12 protein-coding genes and 1 pseudogene are annotated in these 18,031 nt (G+C 72.5%); 5 read left to right on the forward strand and 8 right to left on the reverse strand.

Annotation, left to right across the window (positions count from 1 at the left end; genetic code table 11):
- The first annotated feature begins 40 nt into the window (after window positions 1–40).
- Window positions 41–1,171, forward strand: coding sequence for an LLM class flavin-dependent oxidoreductase (locus M1O15_RS13555; RefSeq protein ID WP_248634054.1), 1,131 nt, complete (start codon window positions 41–43; stop codon window positions 1,169–1,171).
- 9 nt (window positions 1,172–1,180) lie between these two features.
- On the opposite strand, the gene M1O15_RS13560 is transcribed toward M1O15_RS13555, so the two are convergent.
- Window positions 1,181–1,828, reverse strand: coding sequence for a class I SAM-dependent methyltransferase (locus M1O15_RS13560; RefSeq protein ID WP_248634055.1), 648 nt, complete (start codon window positions 1,826–1,828; stop codon window positions 1,181–1,183).
- Between the two features lie 54 nt (window positions 1,829–1,882).
- Window positions 1,883–2,440, reverse strand: coding sequence for a TetR/AcrR family transcriptional regulator (locus M1O15_RS13565; protein ID WP_248634103.1), 558 nt, complete (start codon window positions 2,438–2,440; stop codon window positions 1,883–1,885).
- 216 nt (window positions 2,441–2,656) lie between these two features.
- On the opposite strand from M1O15_RS13565, the gene M1O15_RS13570 reads away from it, so the two are divergent.
- Together M1O15_RS13570 and M1O15_RS13575 are read left to right on the forward strand one after the other, a co-directional pair.
- On the forward strand, window positions 2,657–4,186 hold the full coding sequence (locus M1O15_RS13570) for a purine-cytosine permease family protein (protein WP_248634056.1): 1,530 nt from the start codon (window positions 2,657–2,659) through the stop codon (window positions 4,184–4,186).
- A gap of 33 nt (window positions 4,187–4,219) precedes the next feature.
- A complete protein-coding gene (locus M1O15_RS13575; RefSeq protein WP_248634057.1) occupies window positions 4,220–5,887 on the forward strand; it encodes an amidohydrolase in 1,668 nt (555 codons plus the stop codon).
- 26 nt (window positions 5,888–5,913) lie between these two features.
- Here M1O15_RS13575 and M1O15_RS13580 read toward each other — a convergent pair whose 3' ends face one another.
- Window positions 5,914–7,176, reverse strand: coding sequence for a serine hydrolase domain-containing protein (locus M1O15_RS13580; RefSeq protein ID WP_248634058.1), 1,263 nt, complete (start codon window positions 7,174–7,176; stop codon window positions 5,914–5,916).
- Window positions 7,177–7,387: 211 nt separating this feature from the next.
- Here M1O15_RS13580 and M1O15_RS13585 point away from each other — a divergent pair.
- Window positions 7,388–8,901 (forward strand): annotated as a pseudogene (locus M1O15_RS13585) (hypothetical protein).
- 182 nt (window positions 8,902–9,083) lie between these two features.
- Here the strand turns inward: M1O15_RS13585 and M1O15_RS13590 are convergent.
- The 4 genes from M1O15_RS13590 to M1O15_RS13605 all read right to left on the reverse strand — a co-directional run bounded on the left by M1O15_RS13590 (window position 9,084) and on the right by M1O15_RS13605 (window position 15,581).
- Entirely contained in the window at window positions 9,084–9,443 is a 360-nt protein-coding gene (locus M1O15_RS13590; RefSeq protein WP_248634059.1) for a hypothetical protein, read from the reverse strand.
- Window positions 9,444–9,919: 476 nt separating this feature from the next.
- Window positions 9,920–10,492 (reverse strand): hypothetical protein, encoded by a 573-nt coding sequence (locus tag M1O15_RS13595; RefSeq protein WP_248634060.1) that lies wholly within the window; start codon window positions 10,490–10,492, stop codon window positions 9,920–9,922.
- Between the two features lie 186 nt (window positions 10,493–10,678).
- Window positions 10,679–14,644: an nSTAND1 domain-containing NTPase gene (locus M1O15_RS13600; RefSeq protein ID WP_248634061.1), complete on the reverse strand. Its 3,966-nt coding sequence runs from the start codon at window positions 14,642–14,644 to the stop codon at window positions 10,679–10,681.
- Window positions 14,645–15,227: 583 nt separating this feature from the next.
- Window positions 15,228–15,581 (reverse strand): hypothetical protein, encoded by a 354-nt coding sequence (locus tag M1O15_RS13605; protein ID WP_248634062.1) that lies wholly within the window; start codon window positions 15,579–15,581, stop codon window positions 15,228–15,230.
- A 305-nt stretch (window positions 15,582–15,886) separates the two neighbouring features.
- Here M1O15_RS13605 and M1O15_RS13610 point away from each other — a divergent pair, with 305 nt between their 5' ends.
- Complete coding sequence (locus M1O15_RS13610; RefSeq protein WP_248634063.1) at window positions 15,887–16,228, forward strand: hypothetical protein; 342 nt, start codon at window positions 15,887–15,889, stop codon at window positions 16,226–16,228.
- A gap of 903 nt (window positions 16,229–17,131) precedes the next feature.
- On the opposite strand, the gene M1O15_RS13620 is transcribed toward M1O15_RS13610, so the two are convergent.
- Complete coding sequence (locus M1O15_RS13620; RefSeq protein WP_248634106.1) at window positions 17,132–17,278, reverse strand: hypothetical protein; 147 nt, start codon at window positions 17,276–17,278, stop codon at window positions 17,132–17,134.
- Between the last annotated feature and the right edge of the window lie 753 nt (window positions 17,279–18,031).

Here is an 18,031-nt window from a genome sequence, read left to right on the forward strand (position 1 = left end):
GGCACCACCCCACCACCCCCCACCGGCCCCGGAGGCTCCCGTGTCCCGCCTGACCTTCCACTGGTTCCTGCCCACCAACGGCGACAGCCGGCATGTCGTCGGCGGCGGGCACGGCACCGCGGTCACCGCCTCCGGGGCCGACCGGCCGCCCACCGTCGGCTACCTCTCGCAGATCGCCCGGGCGGCGGAGGACCTCGGCTTCACCGGGGCGCTCACCCCCACCGGAGCCTGGTGCGAGGACGCCTGGCTGACCACCGCCATGGTCAGCCGGCACACCGAGAGGCTGAAGTTCCTGGTCGCCTTCCGGCCGGGCTTCGTCTCGCCGACCCTCGCGGCGCAGATGGCCGCCACCTTCCAACGGCACTCCGGCGGACGGCTGCTGCTCAACGTGGTCACCGGCGGCGAGAGCCGGGAGCAGCGCGCCTACGGGGACTTCCTCGACAAGGACGCCCGCTACGCCCGTACCGACGAGTTCCTGCACATCGTCACCCGGTTGTGGGAGGGCGGGACCGTCGACCACAGCGGGGAGCATCTGCGGGTGGCGGACGCCCGGCTGGCCCGGGTCCCGGAGCCCCGGCCGGAGATCTACTTCGGCGGCTCCTCACCCGCCGCCGGGGAGGTCGCCGCACGCCATGCGGACGTCTACCTCACCTGGGGCGAACCGCCGGCCGCGGTGGCGGAGAAGATCGCCTGGATCCGGGCGCTGGCCGAGAAGGAGGGCCGGAGCGTGCGCTTCGGCATCCGGCTGCATGTCATCACCCGGGACACCGCCGAACAGGCCTGGGCGGAGGCCCGGCGGCTGCTCGACGGCTTCGACCCCGACACCGTGCGGTCGGTGCAGAGCGGGCTGGCCCGCAGCGAGTCCGAGGGCCAGCGCCGGATGCTGGCCCTGCACGGCGGCGGCCGGGACGGGCTGGAGATCCACCCCAACCTCTGGGCCGGGATCGGGCTGGTACGGGGCGGCGCGGGCACCGCGCTGGTCGGCGGCCACCAGGAGGTCGCCGAACGGATCGAGGAGTACCACCGGCTCGGGATCGACGAGTTCGTGCTCTCCGGCTACCCGCACCTGGAGGAGGCATACTGGTTCGGCGAGGGGGTGCTGCCCCTGCTCGCGGCACGCGGACTGTGGACCCACCCGCACCGCGCCCCGGCGCCCGGCACCACCGGGTGAGGGCCGCGCCTACTCCCGTACGCCATCCCGTACTCCATGGACGAACAGCTGCGGCTCCGGCTGCGCGTCCGGGTGGTCCGGGGTGAACAGCGCCTCCTCCCGGGCCAGTACGCGCAGCCCGGCCCCGGCCAGCACGGCGGCGAAGTCCTCCGCGGCGAAGCTGGTGGCCCGCACCGGCTGCCCCATGAAGACGAACGGCACGTCCTCCACATCGGCGGCGACCGTGGCCACCGCGACCGCGCCGCCCGGCCGGACCGCCCGCACCAGCCGCCGCAGCACCTCCGCCTGCTCGGCCCGCCCCATCATCAGCAGCGGGAAGTAGACGCAGACCGCGTCGAACGACGCCTCGTCGAGCGGTAGTTCGCGGACATCGGCGCAGCGGAACTCCGCACCGGGCACCCGTTCCCGGGCGAGCGCCACCATCACCGGTGACACATCCACCCCCAGCACCCGGTGCCCGGCCGCCGTGAGCACCGCAGCGGTCGGGCGCCCGGTGCCGCTGCCCACGTCCAGCACCCGGCTCCCCGGCTCCAGCCGGCCCAGCAGCCACTCCAACGAGCGCCGATGGGGCTCCGAACGGGCGAACGCCTCCTCGTACGAGGCCCCCAGCGCGTCGAACACCGCCGCCGCGCGGCTCGGTCGGTCCTGTTCGGTCATCGGGTCCCCCTCGGCTCGGTCCTCAAGCCCCGCATCGGTCCTCGGGGCATGCTCTCAGGCGCGCGGCACCAGGCGCTCGGCCGCCGCGCGGGCCGAGGCCAGCGCCCGGCCGCGGTCCTCGTCCCGCCGGCCCAGCACGACCTGGATGCTCAACCCGTCCAGCAGCGCCAGCAGTTCGCGGGCCCGGGACGGTACGTCGAGGTCCACGGCGAGGCGTCCCCGGTCCACGCCCTGGGCGAGCAGCGCCCGCAGGTCGCGCTGCCAGCCCTGGTCCAACTCCTCCTGCGCCTGCCGCAGTTCCTCGTTGGCCTGGGTGCGGGCCCACAGCTCGATCCAGAGCATCCACCGCGGGTCGCGCGGGCCGCGCGGCAGATACAGCCCCAGGAACTGGTCCAGCCGGCGCTCCGCCGCCGTGCGCCGGGCCAGCAGGGCGCGCCGCTCCTCGGTGAGCGCGGCCTCGCTCCAGCGCAGCGCCTCCAGCAGCAGCCGGTCCTTGCTGCCGAAGTAGTACAGGATGTGCCCGCCGCTGGTGCCGAGGCGGTCGGCCAGCGCCGACATGGTGAGCGGGGCGAGTCCCTGCTCGGCGATGACCGTCATGGCCTCTTCGAGCATCCGCTCCTGGGTGACCTGTCCGTCGCGCCGGCGCCCCACTGACCACCCTCCCTGCCGCCCCCGTCCCCGGATTCCCGGTGCGGGGGCCTTGACGTTTCCTGCCCGAGCGTACATCTTGAATGCCGTTCTAGTTTCTTGAACGACATTCAAGATCATTGAACGGCGTTCGAGATCGGGCGTTCAGGATCAAGGAATAAGGATCCAAGGAGGTGCCGTATGGCGTCCCAGACCACCGGCCGGTCCCAGCCGGAACCGCCCACCGCCCCGGAGACCCCCGCGGCCTCCACCGCCCCGGAAGGCCCCGCGGCCCCCGCCGCCTCGGGAGGCCCCACGGCCTCCGCACCCCGGGAGGCCCCCGCCCACCAGCAGGCCGCCGGCCTCCGCACCGGGGTCGCCGGCGACGAGGTCTTCCGGGTGGAGACCCACGGCATCGACCCCATCCCCGACGAGGAGCGGCACGGCCGGGCCCGGGACCTCTTCTGGCTCTGGTTCGGCTCCAACCTCACCTTCACCTATGTGATCAACGGCGCCCTCGCGGTCGCCTTCGGCCTGTCCTTCTGGCAGGCCACCGCCGTGGTCCTGGCCAGCGGGCTGGCGTTCTTCGCCATCAGCGCCGCCGGACTGAGCGGGGTGCGCACCGGCACCGCCACCCTGGTCATCTCCCGCGCCGCCTTCGGCGTCCTGGGCAACCTGCCCGCCGGTGCCCTCAACTGGGTCGTCAGCATCGGCTACACCGTGGTCAACACGGTCGTCGGCACCCTCGCCCTGCAGGAGCTGTTCGCCGACGCCGGCTGGTACGGGACCACGGCCCGGGCCGTCGCCCTGGCGGCCACCCTGGTGCTGACCTTCGCCGTCGCCATGTGGGGCCACGCCACCGTCCAGCTGGCCGAACGCTGGCTCGCCTACGTCCTGGCCGCCGGCTTCGGCGTCCTGCTGGTCCTGCTGCTGCCCGGCGCCGACACCACCGCTGCACCCGCCACCGCCCCCGGCGCCGCGGGCTGGAGCCTGGCCTTCGTGGTCATGCTGGCCGGGCCCTTCTCCTACGTCCCGATGCCCGCCGACTACACCCGCTACCTGCCCCGCGACACCTCACTGCGCGCGCTGACCTGGTGCGGGGCGCTCGGCGGCTTCCTCTCCTCCGCGGCCCTCGGCATCGCCGGGGTCGCCGCCGCCACCCGGACCGACATGACCGACTCGGTCGCCGCCACCGAGGCGCTGCTGCCCGGCTGGTTCCAGCCCGCCTTCCTGCTGCTGGTCCTGCTCGGCTCGGTCACCAACTCGATCCTGACCCTCTACTCCTCCAGCCTCAACCTCCAGGTCCTCGGCATCCCCTGGACCCGCGCCAGGGCCATCGTGATCAGCGCCGCGGTCACCGCGCTCGGCTCCCTCGGGGCCCTGTTCCTGGTGGACTTCACCAGCTCGCTGCTCTCCTTCCTCTCCCTGCTGATCATCGTGTTCGCGCCCTGGGGCGGGGTCTTCCTCGCCGACATGCTGCTGCGCCGCTGCCGCTACGACACCGAGGCCCTGCACTCCGGACGCGGCGGCCGCTACTGGTACCGGGCCGGCGTCCACCCGCCCGGCCTCGCCGCCCTGCTGGCCGGGATGGCCTTCGCCGCCCTGACCTGCGACTCCGAGCTGTGGACCGGACCGCTGGTCGCCCCGCTGGGCGGCGCCGACCTCACCCTGCTCGGCGCACTCGTCTCCGGCCTCGTCTACGCGGCGCTCGCCCGCCGCACCGCCCGCTGATCCCCCCCCAGCCCGCCCCAAGGAGCCATCCCCGTGCCCCGCACCAGCCCCGCCCCCACCCCCAGCCCCGCCGACCTGGTCCTGCGCGGCGCCCGTATCCACACCGTCGACCCGGAGCTGCCAGAGGCCGAGGCCCTGGCCGTCCGCGACGGCCGGCTGGTCTGGCTGGGTCTCGACGCCGAGGCGGCCGCCTGGACCGGCCCGCGCACCGAGGTGATCGAGGCCGGCGGCCGGCTGGTGCTGCCCGGCTTCATCGACGCCCACAACCACGTCCGGCTCGGCTCCGACGCGGCCTGTGCGCAGCTCGCCGGTGTCGGGACCCTCGACGGCATCCGGGAACGGATCCGCGCCTGGCACTCGGCCCACCCGGACGCCGAGTGGATCGAGGCCGAGGCCTTCGACTACTCGGCCATCCCCGGTGGCCGGATGCCGTGCGCCGCCGACCTCGACCCGGCCACCGGCGACACCCCGGCGATCGTCCTCAGCTACGACGTGCACACCGCCTGGCTCAACACCGCCGCGCTGCGCCGCCTCGGGGTCACCCGGGACCGCACCGACCTGCCCTTCGGCCGGGCCGCCACCGACCCCGCCACCGGCGAACCCACCGGCTTCGTCACCGACTTCGCGGTACGGGGCCTCTCCCGCGACGGCCACCGGGCGCTGCGCGAGCTGGGCGTGCCCTGGGCCTCACCGGAGCGGCAGTACCAGCGGCTCGCCCGCAGCCTGGACGACGCCATCCGCTACGGGCTGACCACCGTGGTCGAACCGCAGAACTCCCTGGACGACCTGGAGTTGTTCGAGCGGGCCCGCGCCGAGGGCCGGCTGCGCTCCCGGATCGTCGCCGCCCTCTTCCACCCGCGCGGCACCACCGACGCCGAGCTGGACGAGTTCGAGGCGGCCGCCGAGCGGCTGTCCGGTGACCGGCTGCGGGTCGGACCGCTGAAGCTCTACATCGACGACGTGGTGGAACCGCGCACCGCCGCGCTGCTCCAGCCGTACGCGGGCTGCGGCCACCACCGGGGCGAGACCTTCTACCCGCCCGAGGAGTTCGCCGAGCTGCTGGCCAAGCTGGACGCCCGCGGCTTCCAGTGCTTCGTCCACGCCACCGGCGACCGGGGCATCCGCACCGTGCTGGACGCCGCCGCGCACGCCCGTGCCCTCAACGGCCCCCGGGACTCCCGCCACCAGGTGGTGCACGTCGAGTGCCTGGACCCGGCCGATGTGCCGCGCTTCGCCGAACTGGGCGTGGTCGCCTGTATGCAGCCCCGGCACTGCGCCCCGGAGATCGCCGGACCCGGCCGGGACTGGGCCGAGAACGTCGGCCCGGAGCGCTGGCACAAGGCCTGGCCGATGCGCAGCCTGCACCGGGCCGGGGCGGTGCTGGCCTTCTCCAGCGACTGGAACGTGGCCGAGATGGACCCGATGGTCGGCATCTACACCGCCGTCACCCGCCGCCCGCTCGGCGGCGGCGAACCGTGGGGACCCGCCGAGACGGTGGATGTGGAGACGGCCGTGTACGGCTACACCATGGGCTCCGCGTACGCCAACTTCCTGGAGCACGAGCGGGGTTCGCTGACCGTGGGCAAGGCCGCGGACTTCACCGTACTGTCCCGGGACATCCTCCGCTGCGCCCCCGAGGACATCCCGGGGACCGTCGCCGAGATCGTGGTCGTCGCCGGCGAGGTGGCGCACACCGCCTGAGCCGACGGCAGCGGCTGAAGGACGGTTCAGGACGAGGGGGAGGGCTTGGCGGACGGCGCCACCGGCGTCGTCGGGACCGTGTACACATGGTCGGGGCTGACGATCCTGGTCACCGCCGAGGCGACCAGGGTGCTCGGCTCCTGCCCGTCGGACACGTCGTCGGTGTTGAGCACCACCACCATGGTGGCCTGCGCCTTGGGAAGGTACATCGTCACCGACTCGTACCCCGGCAGCGAACCGTTGTGCCCCACCCAGCCGTTGGTGAGGAAGATGCCCATGCCGTAGGCGATGCTCGCGTCGAACTTGGAGCGCGGTACCAGGCGCTGGGCCTGCGTCTCCGGCTCCAGCAGGGTGCCGGTGGCCACCGTGCGCGCCCAGGAGCGCAGATCGCGGACGGTGGAGATCATGGCACCGGCCGCCCAGGCCCAGGACGGGTTCCAGTCCGTCGCGTTCTCCTCCGTCGATCCGCCGCCGTCGGTGTACCCCTGGGCGTGCGGCTCCGGGAACTCGGCTCCCGTCGGCAGGAAGGTGTCCGGCAGCCCGGCCGGTCCGGTGACGTTCTCCCGCAGGAAGTCGTGCAGCGGCTGCCCGCCGGCCTTCTCCACCACCAGCCCCAGCAGGATCAGATTGGTGTTGCTGTACTCGAACTGCGCGTTCGGCTGGAAGTTCACCGGGTGCCGGAAGGAGTAGTCCAGCAACTGCCGCGGGGTGAGGGGCTCCCGGGGATGGGCCATCAGCTGCTTCCCGAAGGCGTCGTCCTCGGTGTAGTTGAACAGCCCGCTGCGCATGTCCGCCAGATCCCGCAGGGTGATCTTCCCGCCGTTCGGGACCCCCTCGACGTACTTCGCTATCGGGTCGTCCAGCGACAGCGCGCCCCGGTCGGCCAGTTCCAGGATCGCGGTCACCGTGAAGGTCTTGGTCTCACTGCCGATCCGGGTGTGGAAGCCGGTCTCCATGGGGGCGCCGGTGGCCTTGTCGGCGACCCCGAACGCCCGCAGGTACTCACCCTTGCCCGGGGCGGACAGCGATACGACCGCCCCCGGGATCCCGGCCTCCCGCATGGTCCGCCGGACCGCCGCGTCCAGCCGCTCGGCCACCTCGGGCGTCAGCGAGCCGAAGGCGTCCGCAGAGGGGGTGGGCTGCGCCGCCAGGACGGCCGAGGCGACCGGAAGCCCACCCGGCGGGCCCTGGGCCGCGTACGCCGCACCCGTGGAGGCCGGCAGCGCCAGCGCGGCCACCAGCGCCACGCCCGGGTACACCCCGCGTCGACGAGCCCGCGAACCGCCCATGGGAGACCTCCCTCGAGAAGTGAAGCCTTGTCGACAAGTCTAGTTTTGCAGCGATTCATCCGCATGGCCGAACCGGCCCGGCCGGCCCGGCTCGGCTCGGACGGGACGGGAAAACCCTTGGTGCCGCGCGGCGCCCGGACGCTACGCTCCCCGCGATGACGACTTCCTCCCCGCACCGGAAGGGGGCCCCGTCCTCGCAAGGTGAGTGCTGATGGCCACTCACCCCGTGACGACGGATCCCCGCCTGACCCTCTGGCGGCGCGTGCGCGAGTCCGCCGTGCCCCCGTCCGTGATCGAGACCGCGACCGCCCGGCGCACCGCCGGGGACTAGGCGGGCGCCTGTGCCGCCGCGGCCGTCGACCTGGAATCTCGATCTGCGCGCCACCGCCCGTGACCACGGGCGCGAGCTCGCCGCCCGGGTCCGCGCCGATCTGCGCCGACTCGCCCCCGACCTGCTGCGCTGGCATATGCCGAGGATCGCCCCGCGGGGGTTGCTCCGCCCCGGCCTCACCCTCACCCTCACCCTGACCCGGTACGGGCCCATCGGGCACGGCGGCGGCCACCCGCTGCACCTGGTCGTCCGCACCGCACCCGCCTGGGCGGACGCCTGCCAGCGGCTGAGCCTCGCGCTCTGGGACGGCACCCGCACCGGGTCCGCCGCACTCCGCCATCCGCACCCCCGCCCCGACCTCCGGTTCCGCCTCGAACTGCACCGGCACCTCTGGGACGCCGAGCGGGCCGACGAGCTGCCCCTACGCACCGGAGCCCACCACCCACCCGCCACCGGCGCCCCGCCCGGCGCGGACGACCGTCGCTGCGCCATGGACCGCTGGGCGGCCGAGGCGGCGATCCTGCTCACCGCCGACCGCGGGTCCGTCAAGGAAGGGGCCATCAATGCCGTCTCGATCCGGCTCGGCGGCCGGCACCGGCTGGTGCTGGAGCTCACCGGGTACGGAGACGGGGTCCGGCACGGGTACGGGGACGGGGCCGACGTGCCGCACGCCCGGATCACCGCGCGGCCTCCCGGCGCCCCGGGCGCCCTCTGCCGGTCCTGCCGGACGCCGCGACCTGGACCCTGCCCGACCTGGAGCTGCTGCGCGCCGGACTGATCCCTCCCGACCGGCTGCACCCCCGCGTCCGGGACGCCCTGGCCCGGACCGCCCACCGGCCGACCCCACCGAGGACTCTGTTCCGACAGAACGACTGTTCCTGGTCGTGGACTGCCAGGGTGCCCGCCACCGGGTCGGCCTGGTCGACGGCGTCCTGAGACCGCTGGACCACGGACCCGCCGAGCTCGCACGGGAGGAACTGCTGGCCGCGCTGACCGGCACCCCGCTGCCCTGCCTCCAGGCCGTCGAGCGGGCCCACCGCTCCCCGGACCGCCTCGAAGGCGTCCGGGACCGCCTGGACCACGGCGACTTCGCCGGGGCCCTGGCACTCGTCGAAGGCCTGCTCGGACCCGCGGTGGTGCTCCGGGCCGGTCCGCTGCGGCACGAACTGGAGACGGCCGCCCGGCGGCGGGTCGCCCATGGACTGTTCCGGGCCGGCCTGAACGGCTTCGGCCTGGGTCCCGTCCCCGACGAACCCTCCGCCTCCGCGAACGGCGACGGACCCGGGCGCGCCCGGCCGTCCCGCTCCCGCCGCCCCCCGGAGCCCGCCCCCTGGACCGGAGCGCCCCGGCCCGCCGCCCACCGCTCCCACCCGCGCCACTCCACCGGCCGCTGACCGCGTCGGCCCGGCCGCCCCCCCGTCCCGCAGGTGGCAGAGGCGGCCTGCGGCTGGGTCGTCCCCGCGGGGGCGGGGACGACGCGCACCAGCCGATGAGGCGGCCGGGCACCGACGTAGGGGGTGGGGATGTGAGGTTTGCGGGCTCCGCAGGAGCGGGGCCCGCAAACCTGGAGTCGCCGCTAGCCGCAGTGGCCGACGCCGGCCTGGCCGCCGACGAGCGAGGAGTGAACCCAGCCGGTGCCCACCGAGCTGGACACCTTGAACCAGCGGTTCGAGGCGTAGTTCGCGCTCGGCGGGTAGACCCACTGGTCGTCTCGCCAGCACTGCATCGAGACACCCGCTCCGTTGCGCAGGTAGCCGTAGGAGGAGCAGCCGGTGTTGGAGCAGCTGCGGATGTTCGCCCCGCCGCTGTTGGATGAGATGTAGCTGCCCGCCGCCTCAGCGGTGCCGGCGCCGGCGAGCAGCGCCGTCATGGCCAGGCCCGCGGTCGCCGTGGCGACGCCGGTCTTCGTACCCAACGCCTTCCAGATGGGTCGCATCACGTTCTCCTTCGTGTCTTTCCCTCTCGTCACCTTGGACGAGGCGCCGCCGAAGACCGGGGCGCCCCTCCAGTCAGCGCGCACCGCCGCCGTCTGATCAAGGGCGGAGCCGCAGGTAGGACAGGGTTGGACAGTGCTTCGGACGGCTGCGCGCACTTCGTTCCTACGGCTTCCGTCGGGCCGCGGACTGAGTTCCCGCCAGGCGCTAGGGCGCGCCGCCTGGTCCGCGGCTTCTGCGTCCGCTGATGCTGTTGGCGCGGAGGCTGGTGCGTACGGCCGCGACCGCTGGAGAGGGTCGCCGGCAGCCGGGGCCGGATTCAGGCGCCGGAAGCGTTCGGCTCGTTCAGCGGCGGACGGTGCGCGGAGTTGAACATGGCGACGCCCTGCCGGGCGAGTGATGCGCCGGCAGGGCGTCAGGTCGGTGAGGCCGAGGGGCCAGGCGGGGACAGTGTGGGTCAGCGCACTGTCGGAAGCCTTCAGGCGATGTTCTCCTGGGCCCCGTGCAGGTCGAGTCGGCCGTCGTCGGGGCGGCGGGGACCGGAACCGGGACCGTCCGGATTTCCGCCCAAGAGGTTCATGCACTGAGTGAAGACCAACGTGCCTCCGGGAACGGCGCGAGGGAGGACCGGTCGCCAGCTCTCCAGTTCGTAGGTCTCCCCGGTGGCCCACATGCTGCCCTCGCGGAAGGCGGGAACGGACGCGTGCAGCTGATGGCACTCCAGCTGGTCCCAGATGGTGTCCGCGAGTCCTCCTTCGAGACCGGGGACGCAGCCTTGGATGGCGTGCCACTGTTCCACCACTGCATCGCGCGGGCTGACCGCGGTAGCGGCGTGCCAGCGGGCCTCGGGGGTGGGGGTCAGGACGATCTGGAACTTACCGTCCTCCCACTCAACGACCTCGATCTGCTGGACGAACTTGCTCGACCCGCATGAGGACGCGGCGCTTGCCGGGGTGGCCGGCGCCGTCAGACCCAGGACTGCTACGGCGACGGCCGTAAGGCAGACGGCCGACCTGCGGTCTATGCGACCCAGGCGCTTGTCATTCTTCATACTCGACCGGTTCCTTTCCGCTGTCTGGCCGGTGAGGCCCGGCAGCAGGATGGGGAGGCGATGGGCCTGGAGGTCTCCGGCCCGCGCTTGCGACCCTGGCGTGGCGAAGCCGACCGGCGCCAGGGAGGGAGCGCCGATCGGACATGCATTGGACACCGGACCGGACCGGTAGGGGGTTGAGCCGGGTCAAGGGCAGGGCGGAGCGTAGGTGAATCCGACCGGAAGGTACTTGTCCCACTCTTCTCGGGTGATCCGGTCCCCGGTGGTGTCGCAGATCAGGCGGCCGGCCTCGTCGGGGTCCGTGGTCCAGAGCCATGCCCTCTTCTCGTCACCACCGGAGACCAGGAGTGGTCGACGAGGATGGAAGTGCGCGGGGTACAGCGCCCCTGAGCTCATGCGGAGGGTGGCATACCGCGTGGGCGTGCCGGCCGCGCTGAGGTTCCACACCCACACGGTGCCGTCTCCGCCTGTGGCGGCCAGAGAGGAGCCGCGGGGCGCGAAGGCGAGGGCGAGGACGTAGCCTTCCGGGCCGGCCAGGGGTTTGGTGAGGCGCCGGGGGCGGGAGACGTCGGAGACGTCGTAGAGGTGCACGGTCCCGTCGGCCAGTCCCACGGCGAGCATGCTGCCGTCGGGGCTGAACGTGACCGCGTAGACGTAATGGTCACCGGGCGTGAGGGGCGAGCCGAGGGGACGCGGAGTTCGGGGGGCGCTGATGTCGAAGAGCCGCACGGTCTTGTTGGTGCTGCCGGCGGCCAAGACCTCTCCATCGGGGCTGAAGGCGACCTGGTTGACGAAACCGGGGAAGGTGCCGGGGGTGGACAGCCGTGTGGGCGCCCGCGGCGTGCGGACATCCCAGAGGCGGACCTCGCCCTCGCGGCCGCCGGTGGCCAACATGGTGTCGTCTGGGCTGAAGGCTATCGTCTCCACCTGGGCGGAGTGCGCTTGAAGTGGAGGCCCGTACGGGGTCGGCCGGGCGGGTGCGGTGGTGTCCCAAAGCTGCACTGTGCCGGATTTGCCGTGTCCTTCGGCAAGAAGGGACGCGTGGGACGAATAGGCGAGCGTGCCGGAGAACGCGTCCGCGTTGCGGCGGGGTCGGCCCAGCAGCTTGGGGTATTGCGGGTCTGCGATGTCGAAGAGGCGCAGGTCGGCGCTGCCCAGGGCGAGCGTGCGCCCGTCAGGACTGAAGCGGGCGGCACTGAGGGTGTAGTCCAGGCCTGCCAACGCGAGAGAGTCGACGGACCACAGCCGGGCCGCTCCGTCGTTCGCCCCGGTGATCACTTGCCGCCCGTCGGGACGGAACTTGACCGAGGTTACGGGTGAGGGATGCGGCAGGGTGGCGGTGACGCGGCGGTTGGACAGGTCCACCAGGCGCAGGCCGGTGTTGCTGTCGGAGCCGGCGATGGCCAGGGTGCGGCTGTCCGGCGAGAACGCGACGGCGTTGATGTATGAGGAGGAGCCGTCGATCGCCTCGCCCGCGACGGCGGGTTCGCGGGGGTCGGCGGTCGACCAGAGGCGTACGAGATTGTCCGCACCTCCGGCGGCTAGCAGTCGGCCGTCTGGGCTGAAGGCGAGTTGGCCGACCGCCTTTGTGCCTGCGGCGGCGGAGACCGGCGAGGTCATGCGGCGGGGCCTGCTGATGTCCCATATGGCGACGGATCCGTCGTCCGAGCCGACCGCGAGCGCTCGGCCGCTGGGGTGGAAGGCCACTGACTTCACCGCCGAAGTCTTCGCGGCCCGGACCGCTCCGCCCAGCGGCTGGAGTGATGTACCGGCGACAGACCACAGTTGCACGGTCCCGCTCACACCGCCCTTCACCCTCGCCCGCGCGCCTGCGGTGGCCATCGTGGCACCGTCCCGGCTGAAGACCACGGAGTACATGTTCGTCCCCAGCCCGGTCAGCGGCGGCAGGGCGACGGGGGCGGTGGGGTCGCTGGTGTTCCAGAGGTGGATGCTGCCGCCGTCGCAGGACGCGGCGAGGACATTCCCGTGCGGTGAGAAGGCCAAAGCGTAGATCTTGCCGCAGTCGGGTCCCGGTGCCGGCGGCAGTGCCCGGGGCCGGCTTGCGGCGGAGACGTCCCATAGCCGTACGGAACCCTGGGAGGCCGCTGCCACGACCCGCCCACCCGGGTGTATCCCGACCGCGTACATGATGCGGCGTCGGTCACCTCCGAGCATGCGCACGGCCGGGGCCAGCGCGGTGGCTTCCATCAGCGCCGAACGCGCCTCGACGGTGGGAGAGATGCGGTAGGCGACCAACGCCAGCTGACGGGCCAAGTTGACGTCCTTCGACCGAAGGATGGACGACTGGACCGCCAGGCTCCGCGACTGGGCTTCGTTGCGCTGCCGTTCGAGATCGCTCGCTTGGTGGGAAGTGACCAGGCTCAGGGTGGCTGCGACGCAGAGCAGGGCGACCAGCACGGCGATCGTCCCCCATACGAGCTGGACCCGGTGCCGGGAGCGCCGGACCGAGGCGTCGATGAACGCCCGGGTCAACTTGCCTGAATCAGCCGGGTGGTTCTGACGCCACTGCCGTGCTGCCTCCAACCGGGTGGCAGAGTAGAGGTCGGCGCCGGGACGTCCGCTCTGGTCCCATTCGCGTGCGTCCGCGCTGACCTGCTGCGCCACCAGCCGAGCGCCGCGGCCGGCGTCCAGCCAGTCGCGTAGCTCGGGCCAGGCTGCTATCAGGGCCTCGTGCGCGATCTCGACACCGTCGTCGATGATGAGTAGTCGACGGGCCACGAAGCGGTCCAGGACCAGGTCCACGTCGGCCTGCTCACCGCCCACCTCCATGAACAGGTCGTCCTGGGACACCCGCCGTCGGGTCGCCGCCCCAGTGGGCTGCACGTGCACCAGGCAGAGGAAGACCCGCCGGGCCACGGCCTGCTGGGCGGGCGACAGCCCGGTGTAGGTGCTCTCGGCCGTCGAGCGCAGTGCGCCCTCGACGCCGCCCGCCGCCGCGTAGTCGACCAGCGTCATCTCCTTGCCTGCACTCCTGGCCCAGGTCATTTGCAAGGCGTGCGACAGCAGGGGAAGCACACCCGCCTGATGGGCGGATCTACCTCCGCGGGCAGAAACGTCACCGAGCACCTTCTCCACGAAGCCCGGTTCCGGGACGACCCCGAAGGCACGAGAGGGTCGCTCGATGACCTGGGACAAGTCGCCCTCGTCCATGGGGCCGACGAATACGGGCGGGCGCTCTCGCATCAGGCGGCGGATCGTCCGGTGTGACACGACGGCATCGAGGAAGTCCAGGCGCACGCCCACCAGGACCACGGCGGCGTCGGGCGCGGTCGCCATCGCGCCGAGCACGGTGATGAAAGCGGCGAGCGACTCCTCACTACCGGGGCCGTCCTCAGCGCTGACCACAGCACGTTCGAACTGGTCGACAACCACGACAAAGCGGGCGTGCCCTCCGGACGGGGATCTGCGGGAAGCGGACCTTTCTCGCGGCATCGAGACGATGCGCCGACATATGGCCTTGATCGAGTCCGTTCCGCTCTGCAATTCGTGCAGCACGGTCTCAGGGTCGTCTCGAAGGTGGGCCGCCACCGCCCGGGCGAGGGCCGCCAAGGCGTGCGGTTCGTGGCTCTCGGCACTGAGCGCGAGCACCGGCCAGGATCCGCTGTCCGGCAGCGAGCCGGCGGCCAGGGCAGGCAGGACACCGGCGTTCAGCAGTGATGACTTCCCGGTGCCGGAAGCACCTGTCAGCACCAGCAGGCCACCGGTCGCCCGTATCAACTCGATCCGTCCGAGGACCTCCTCGACCAGGGCAGCCCGGCCGTGGAACACGGCTGCGGACTCCGCGTCGTAGCTTCTCAGTCCGCGGTATGGCTCCGCCGCCGGCGGCTTCGCCCGTTGGGTCCGCAACGCCTGCGCTGTCGAAATCCAATCGTCGACCGCAGCGTCGTCGCTCACTCCCATGGCCCTGAGTGCGCATGCGAACGCCGGTTCGTTGGCTGCGGAAACAATTCCGCCCTTGCCCCAGTGCTCGATTGTCCCCCTGCTGACGCGGTGCACCTCAGCGCAGGCCTGCTCCAACCTCCGAAGGCTCAGACCGGAGCGAGTGCGCAGGCGTTGCAGAGCCCGGCCGAAGGCGAGGCGATCCTCGCGGTCCTCGGGCGTCAGGACAAAGGGGTCCGGCGTCTCGTTCACATGTCTCCTCGAGGGGCCGGTGGCATGTCTCGGGAGCGGTCACACTAATGGTCGCGGCTGGTCACGCCTGTAGGTGTAGATAGCCGATCGGCCACCCACACAAAGAGGGGTACCAGCGGCCGGAGGGCCCACTGGTGCCCCTCTCTGAACGACAGTGCCATCAGCATCGGTTCGTCAGCGGAGATCACGGGTCGAACCCGGTCACGTACCGTCGTCCCTGCACCATGTCCACCGTCCTCCCCGGCCCGCGGGGTGGGCCGTGACCCGTACGGACACGGGTCGCAGCCGATGAGAGGCGAGCGGGACCGGCGCACCGCGCCGATCCGGAACGTGTTCGTGGTCTGCTACGTCGCCCAGGCTGCCCTCACCGTCACCGCAGTCCGGCTCGTTCCACCCCCCCTGATGCCAGCACGCCCAAGCCGGCGCCGGGCTGCTCAGGGCAGTGGGGGAGTGCAGGACTCGCAGGCCCGGTAGTAGCGACCGCCCTGGGGTCCGGTGCCGGCCCGTGCCCACCGTGTCAGCCCCTGCCAGTCGACGGCCTCCCCTTGAGAGAGCACGACACCCGCCGCGTGGGCGTGCCACTTCAGACGGTGCCGGAGCTCGTACTCGGGCAGCTCGAGTGCACGTGAACGATGGGGTGATGCGTGAGGGCATCCCGAAGGTGAGCGGTCCGGCCCATGATGACGTAGGGGTAGGTGTCGGGATCCTGGGCTTTGGCGACGCGCTCCTGTTCCTCCGCCAGGGTGCGGCGGAAGCCGGGCTCGGCCGCCCAGCAGGTGTCGCAGTCGCCGAAGCAGCGGGCGTACAGCTGGGCGGCTTCGTTCCCGTGGCACGGATCGTACTTCGCGTCCAGGGCGGCGGCCCGCTCGGCGATGGCCTCGCGCACGGACTGCGCGGTGAGGGTTCCGGCCACGACGAGGTCGAGCAGCTCAAGCACCGCCGGAACCTCGACGGTGCTGCTTCAGCCACCGGTCCACCTCCGCTCCGGCCGAAAGTCCATCCCCCAGGTCCAGGCCACCCCTCGGAGCTGGGGGTCCTCTACCTCAAGGTCGCTGTGATCGCTTGCAGGCATGCTTCCTCATCTCTGCACGTCAAGCGCGAAAGTCCTCTTTCCCTGTTGACGGCTCCGGCGGCGTGCGCCGCAGAGGGCCGGTCACAGGCTGCTGTCTTCCAGCGGGGTGGGGGCATGGTCGCGAGGTGCCGAGGAAGGGGTGGTGATGCGCCCGCGGCCCGCATCGCCGAGTGGGTCTGCTGCAGGCGGTGGCGCTGGACGTGGTCACCCAGCCCGGCTGGCGCACCCATCTGCGGGGCCTGGGCCGCCGGCTGGCCGCCCGCCGCGACCTGCTGGCCGGGGCGCTCGCCGAGCACGTACCGGAGGCGCGGCTGGAGGCGGTGCCCCGGGGAGGGCTGAACCTCTGGGCCCGGCTGCCGGACGGCACCGACCCAGAGCGGCTGGTCCGGGGGGCGGCTGGGCGCACTCCCTGGCGGGAAGCCGGCGGGCCCCGTCGAACGAGAAGGAACCCGGGGCCCTCCAGGGTACTGCCCGGGAAGTGGGCGGCTGTGCACGCCGGTTCAACGCGGTAGGGGCTGCGGTGGTCACGGGCCGGGCGAGCCCCTTCGCCACGCAGCCGACCGGGGCGCCGCAACGCCGCCGTGCAGTGGTGTGGGGGTCAGGGGTTGTCGCGGCCAGTGCGGCTGATGCGGGTGCGGTAGGCGGTGGCTCCTGCGGGGTGAGGGTGAGCCGCCCAGGTTCGGGGTGGGGTAGGGGTAGTTCCTCGGCTTTCATCAGTACGTCGAACATCGTGCCGGGGAAGCTGAGCAGCAGGGGGCCCTGCTCGGCAGTCTCGACGGCTAGCCACGAGTCGGGGCTCTCCTCGTCGTGTTCGTCGGTGACTTCGACTCGCTCGCGGCGGTCACCGTGACCACGGGCGGCACGGCCGGGTCCTCATTGAGGACTCCTGCCTAACAGCCCTGCCCAGGTCGGACCAGTACTCGGCCCCGCGTCCCACTCCGCCCGATGTGGGACCCGGCCCTCGTCTGCCGACGCGCAACCGGAGTGCGCTGGCCATCCTGGGCCGGTATTTCGCCGTCGCCCGCTGTAGCGGCACCGGCGGTCTCACCCGCCGTTACAACGGTGTCCGGGCCCTGCGGTGTGCGTCGGGCTGCCTGAAGGAAGACGAGGGGGTCAGGGCCGGTGCTGAGCATCAACGTGGCAGTGCTACTGGCGGTGATCGTGGTGGTGCGGCTGCGTCGCGAGGCCCACAGTCGGCTGGACGAGAAGCTGACGGTGGTCCTGGTCTCGCGCTCGGGGTGCTGCTGGCGCCGACCGCGTTCGGGCAGTGGCTGGCCGACGCGCTCGGCGATGTCGCCCACGGCATCTCCCAGAGCTCCAGGGACCAGCCATTGCAGCAGGTCCCTTCTCGCCCCGTCCTGCTCGCCCGCTCCTACTCCGCCCGGCCGTCCGGCAGCTTTCACGGGGTGGTGGTCTCAGTCGTCGTCGGTTGTCTCGTTGCGGTCGGCCGCCTCGGCGGCCCGGTCGTCGAACCCGCCCTGCGCTGTCGCGCTGTCCGGGTGCCGCTCGGCGGCCTGCGCGGTGCGGTCAGCAGCCTCATGGTCCATCGACGTCTTTCCCATACCGCCCGTCGCCCTCCTCTCCCTCACCACCGCATCCCGACCGAGTCACACCCGGCCGCACCCCGGCCCAGCGGGGAGCGCGCCGGGCGGGCAGTCCGCCCCGCCGCCGCGGCGCACTCTCCCGCCCGGGCCGGCCCGGGCGCCGCTCGGGTGCCGGCCTGCGGCGTTGGTTCCGCGGACGGTGGGGATGGGAGCAGGTGGCCGTTACCGGGCTGGCGGCCGCGGTGGTGTGGAGTGTGCTGACCGGGCTGGTGTGCTGGCTTGTTGCGCACCCACCGGTACCCGTGCTCCTGGCGGCCGCCGCCCTCGCCGCGGGCGCCGGGTGGGTGTGGCGGCGCCGGGAGCGGGCGCGGTGGGAGCAGGTCCAGGCCCGGGGCCCGCGGTCTCGCTGCCGCAGCTCGACGCCCTGCATCACCGGGACTTCGAGCATGCGGGGCGCAACCTGATGCGGCGGGACGGCTGCCCGGACGCCGTCCAGGGTCGGCGGCGCCGGCGACGACGGCGCGGACGTCAAGGTCACCACCGAGACGACTGCATAAGAGGGGTCACACCCCGGTAAGCCAGCTGAGGGCCAACAACCGAAGACCTGAAACACAACTGCCCGGTGGCTCCACAGCCGCCGGGCAGCCACGCGTGCAAGCCGCACCACACTCCACCACCACCGGGGAAAAGCGAAACGGTCGGCATCGTGATCACGATGCCGACCGTTTCGCCGGTGCTACCAGGACACTTTCGTCGGTGTCCCGATGCACC

Source organism: Streptomyces lichenis (genome assembly GCF_023218175.1).
GTDB classification, from domain to species: Bacteria; Actinomycetota; Actinomycetes; order Streptomycetales; family Streptomycetaceae; genus Streptomyces; species Streptomyces lichenis.

Excerpts from the sequence above, each read along its gene's own strand:
- M1O15_RS13570 (WP_248634056.1), top strand. The coding sequence starts at position 2,657 with ATGGCGTCCCAGACCACCGGCCGGTCCCAGCCGGAACCGCCCACCGCC.
- M1O15_RS13560 (WP_248634055.1), bottom strand. The coding sequence starts at position 1,828 with ATGACCGAACAGGACCGACCGAGCCGCGCGGCGGCGGTGTTCGACGCG.
- M1O15_RS13565 (WP_248634103.1), bottom strand. The coding sequence starts at position 2,440 with ATGCTCGAAGAGGCCATGACGGTCATCGCCGAGCAGGGACTCGCCCCG.
- M1O15_RS13590 (WP_248634059.1), bottom strand. The coding sequence starts at position 9,443 with ATGCGACCCATCTGGAAGGCGTTGGGTACGAAGACCGGCGTCGCCACG.
- M1O15_RS13620 (WP_248634106.1), bottom strand. The coding sequence starts at position 17,278 with ATGGGAAAGACGTCGATGGACCATGAGGCTGCTGACCGCACCGCGCAG.
- M1O15_RS13595 (WP_248634060.1), bottom strand. The coding sequence starts at position 10,492 with ATGAAGAATGACAAGCGCCTGGGTCGCATAGACCGCAGGTCGGCCGTC.
- M1O15_RS13580 (WP_248634058.1), bottom strand. The coding sequence starts at position 7,176 with ATGGGCGGTTCGCGGGCTCGTCGACGCGGGGTGTACCCGGGCGTGGCG.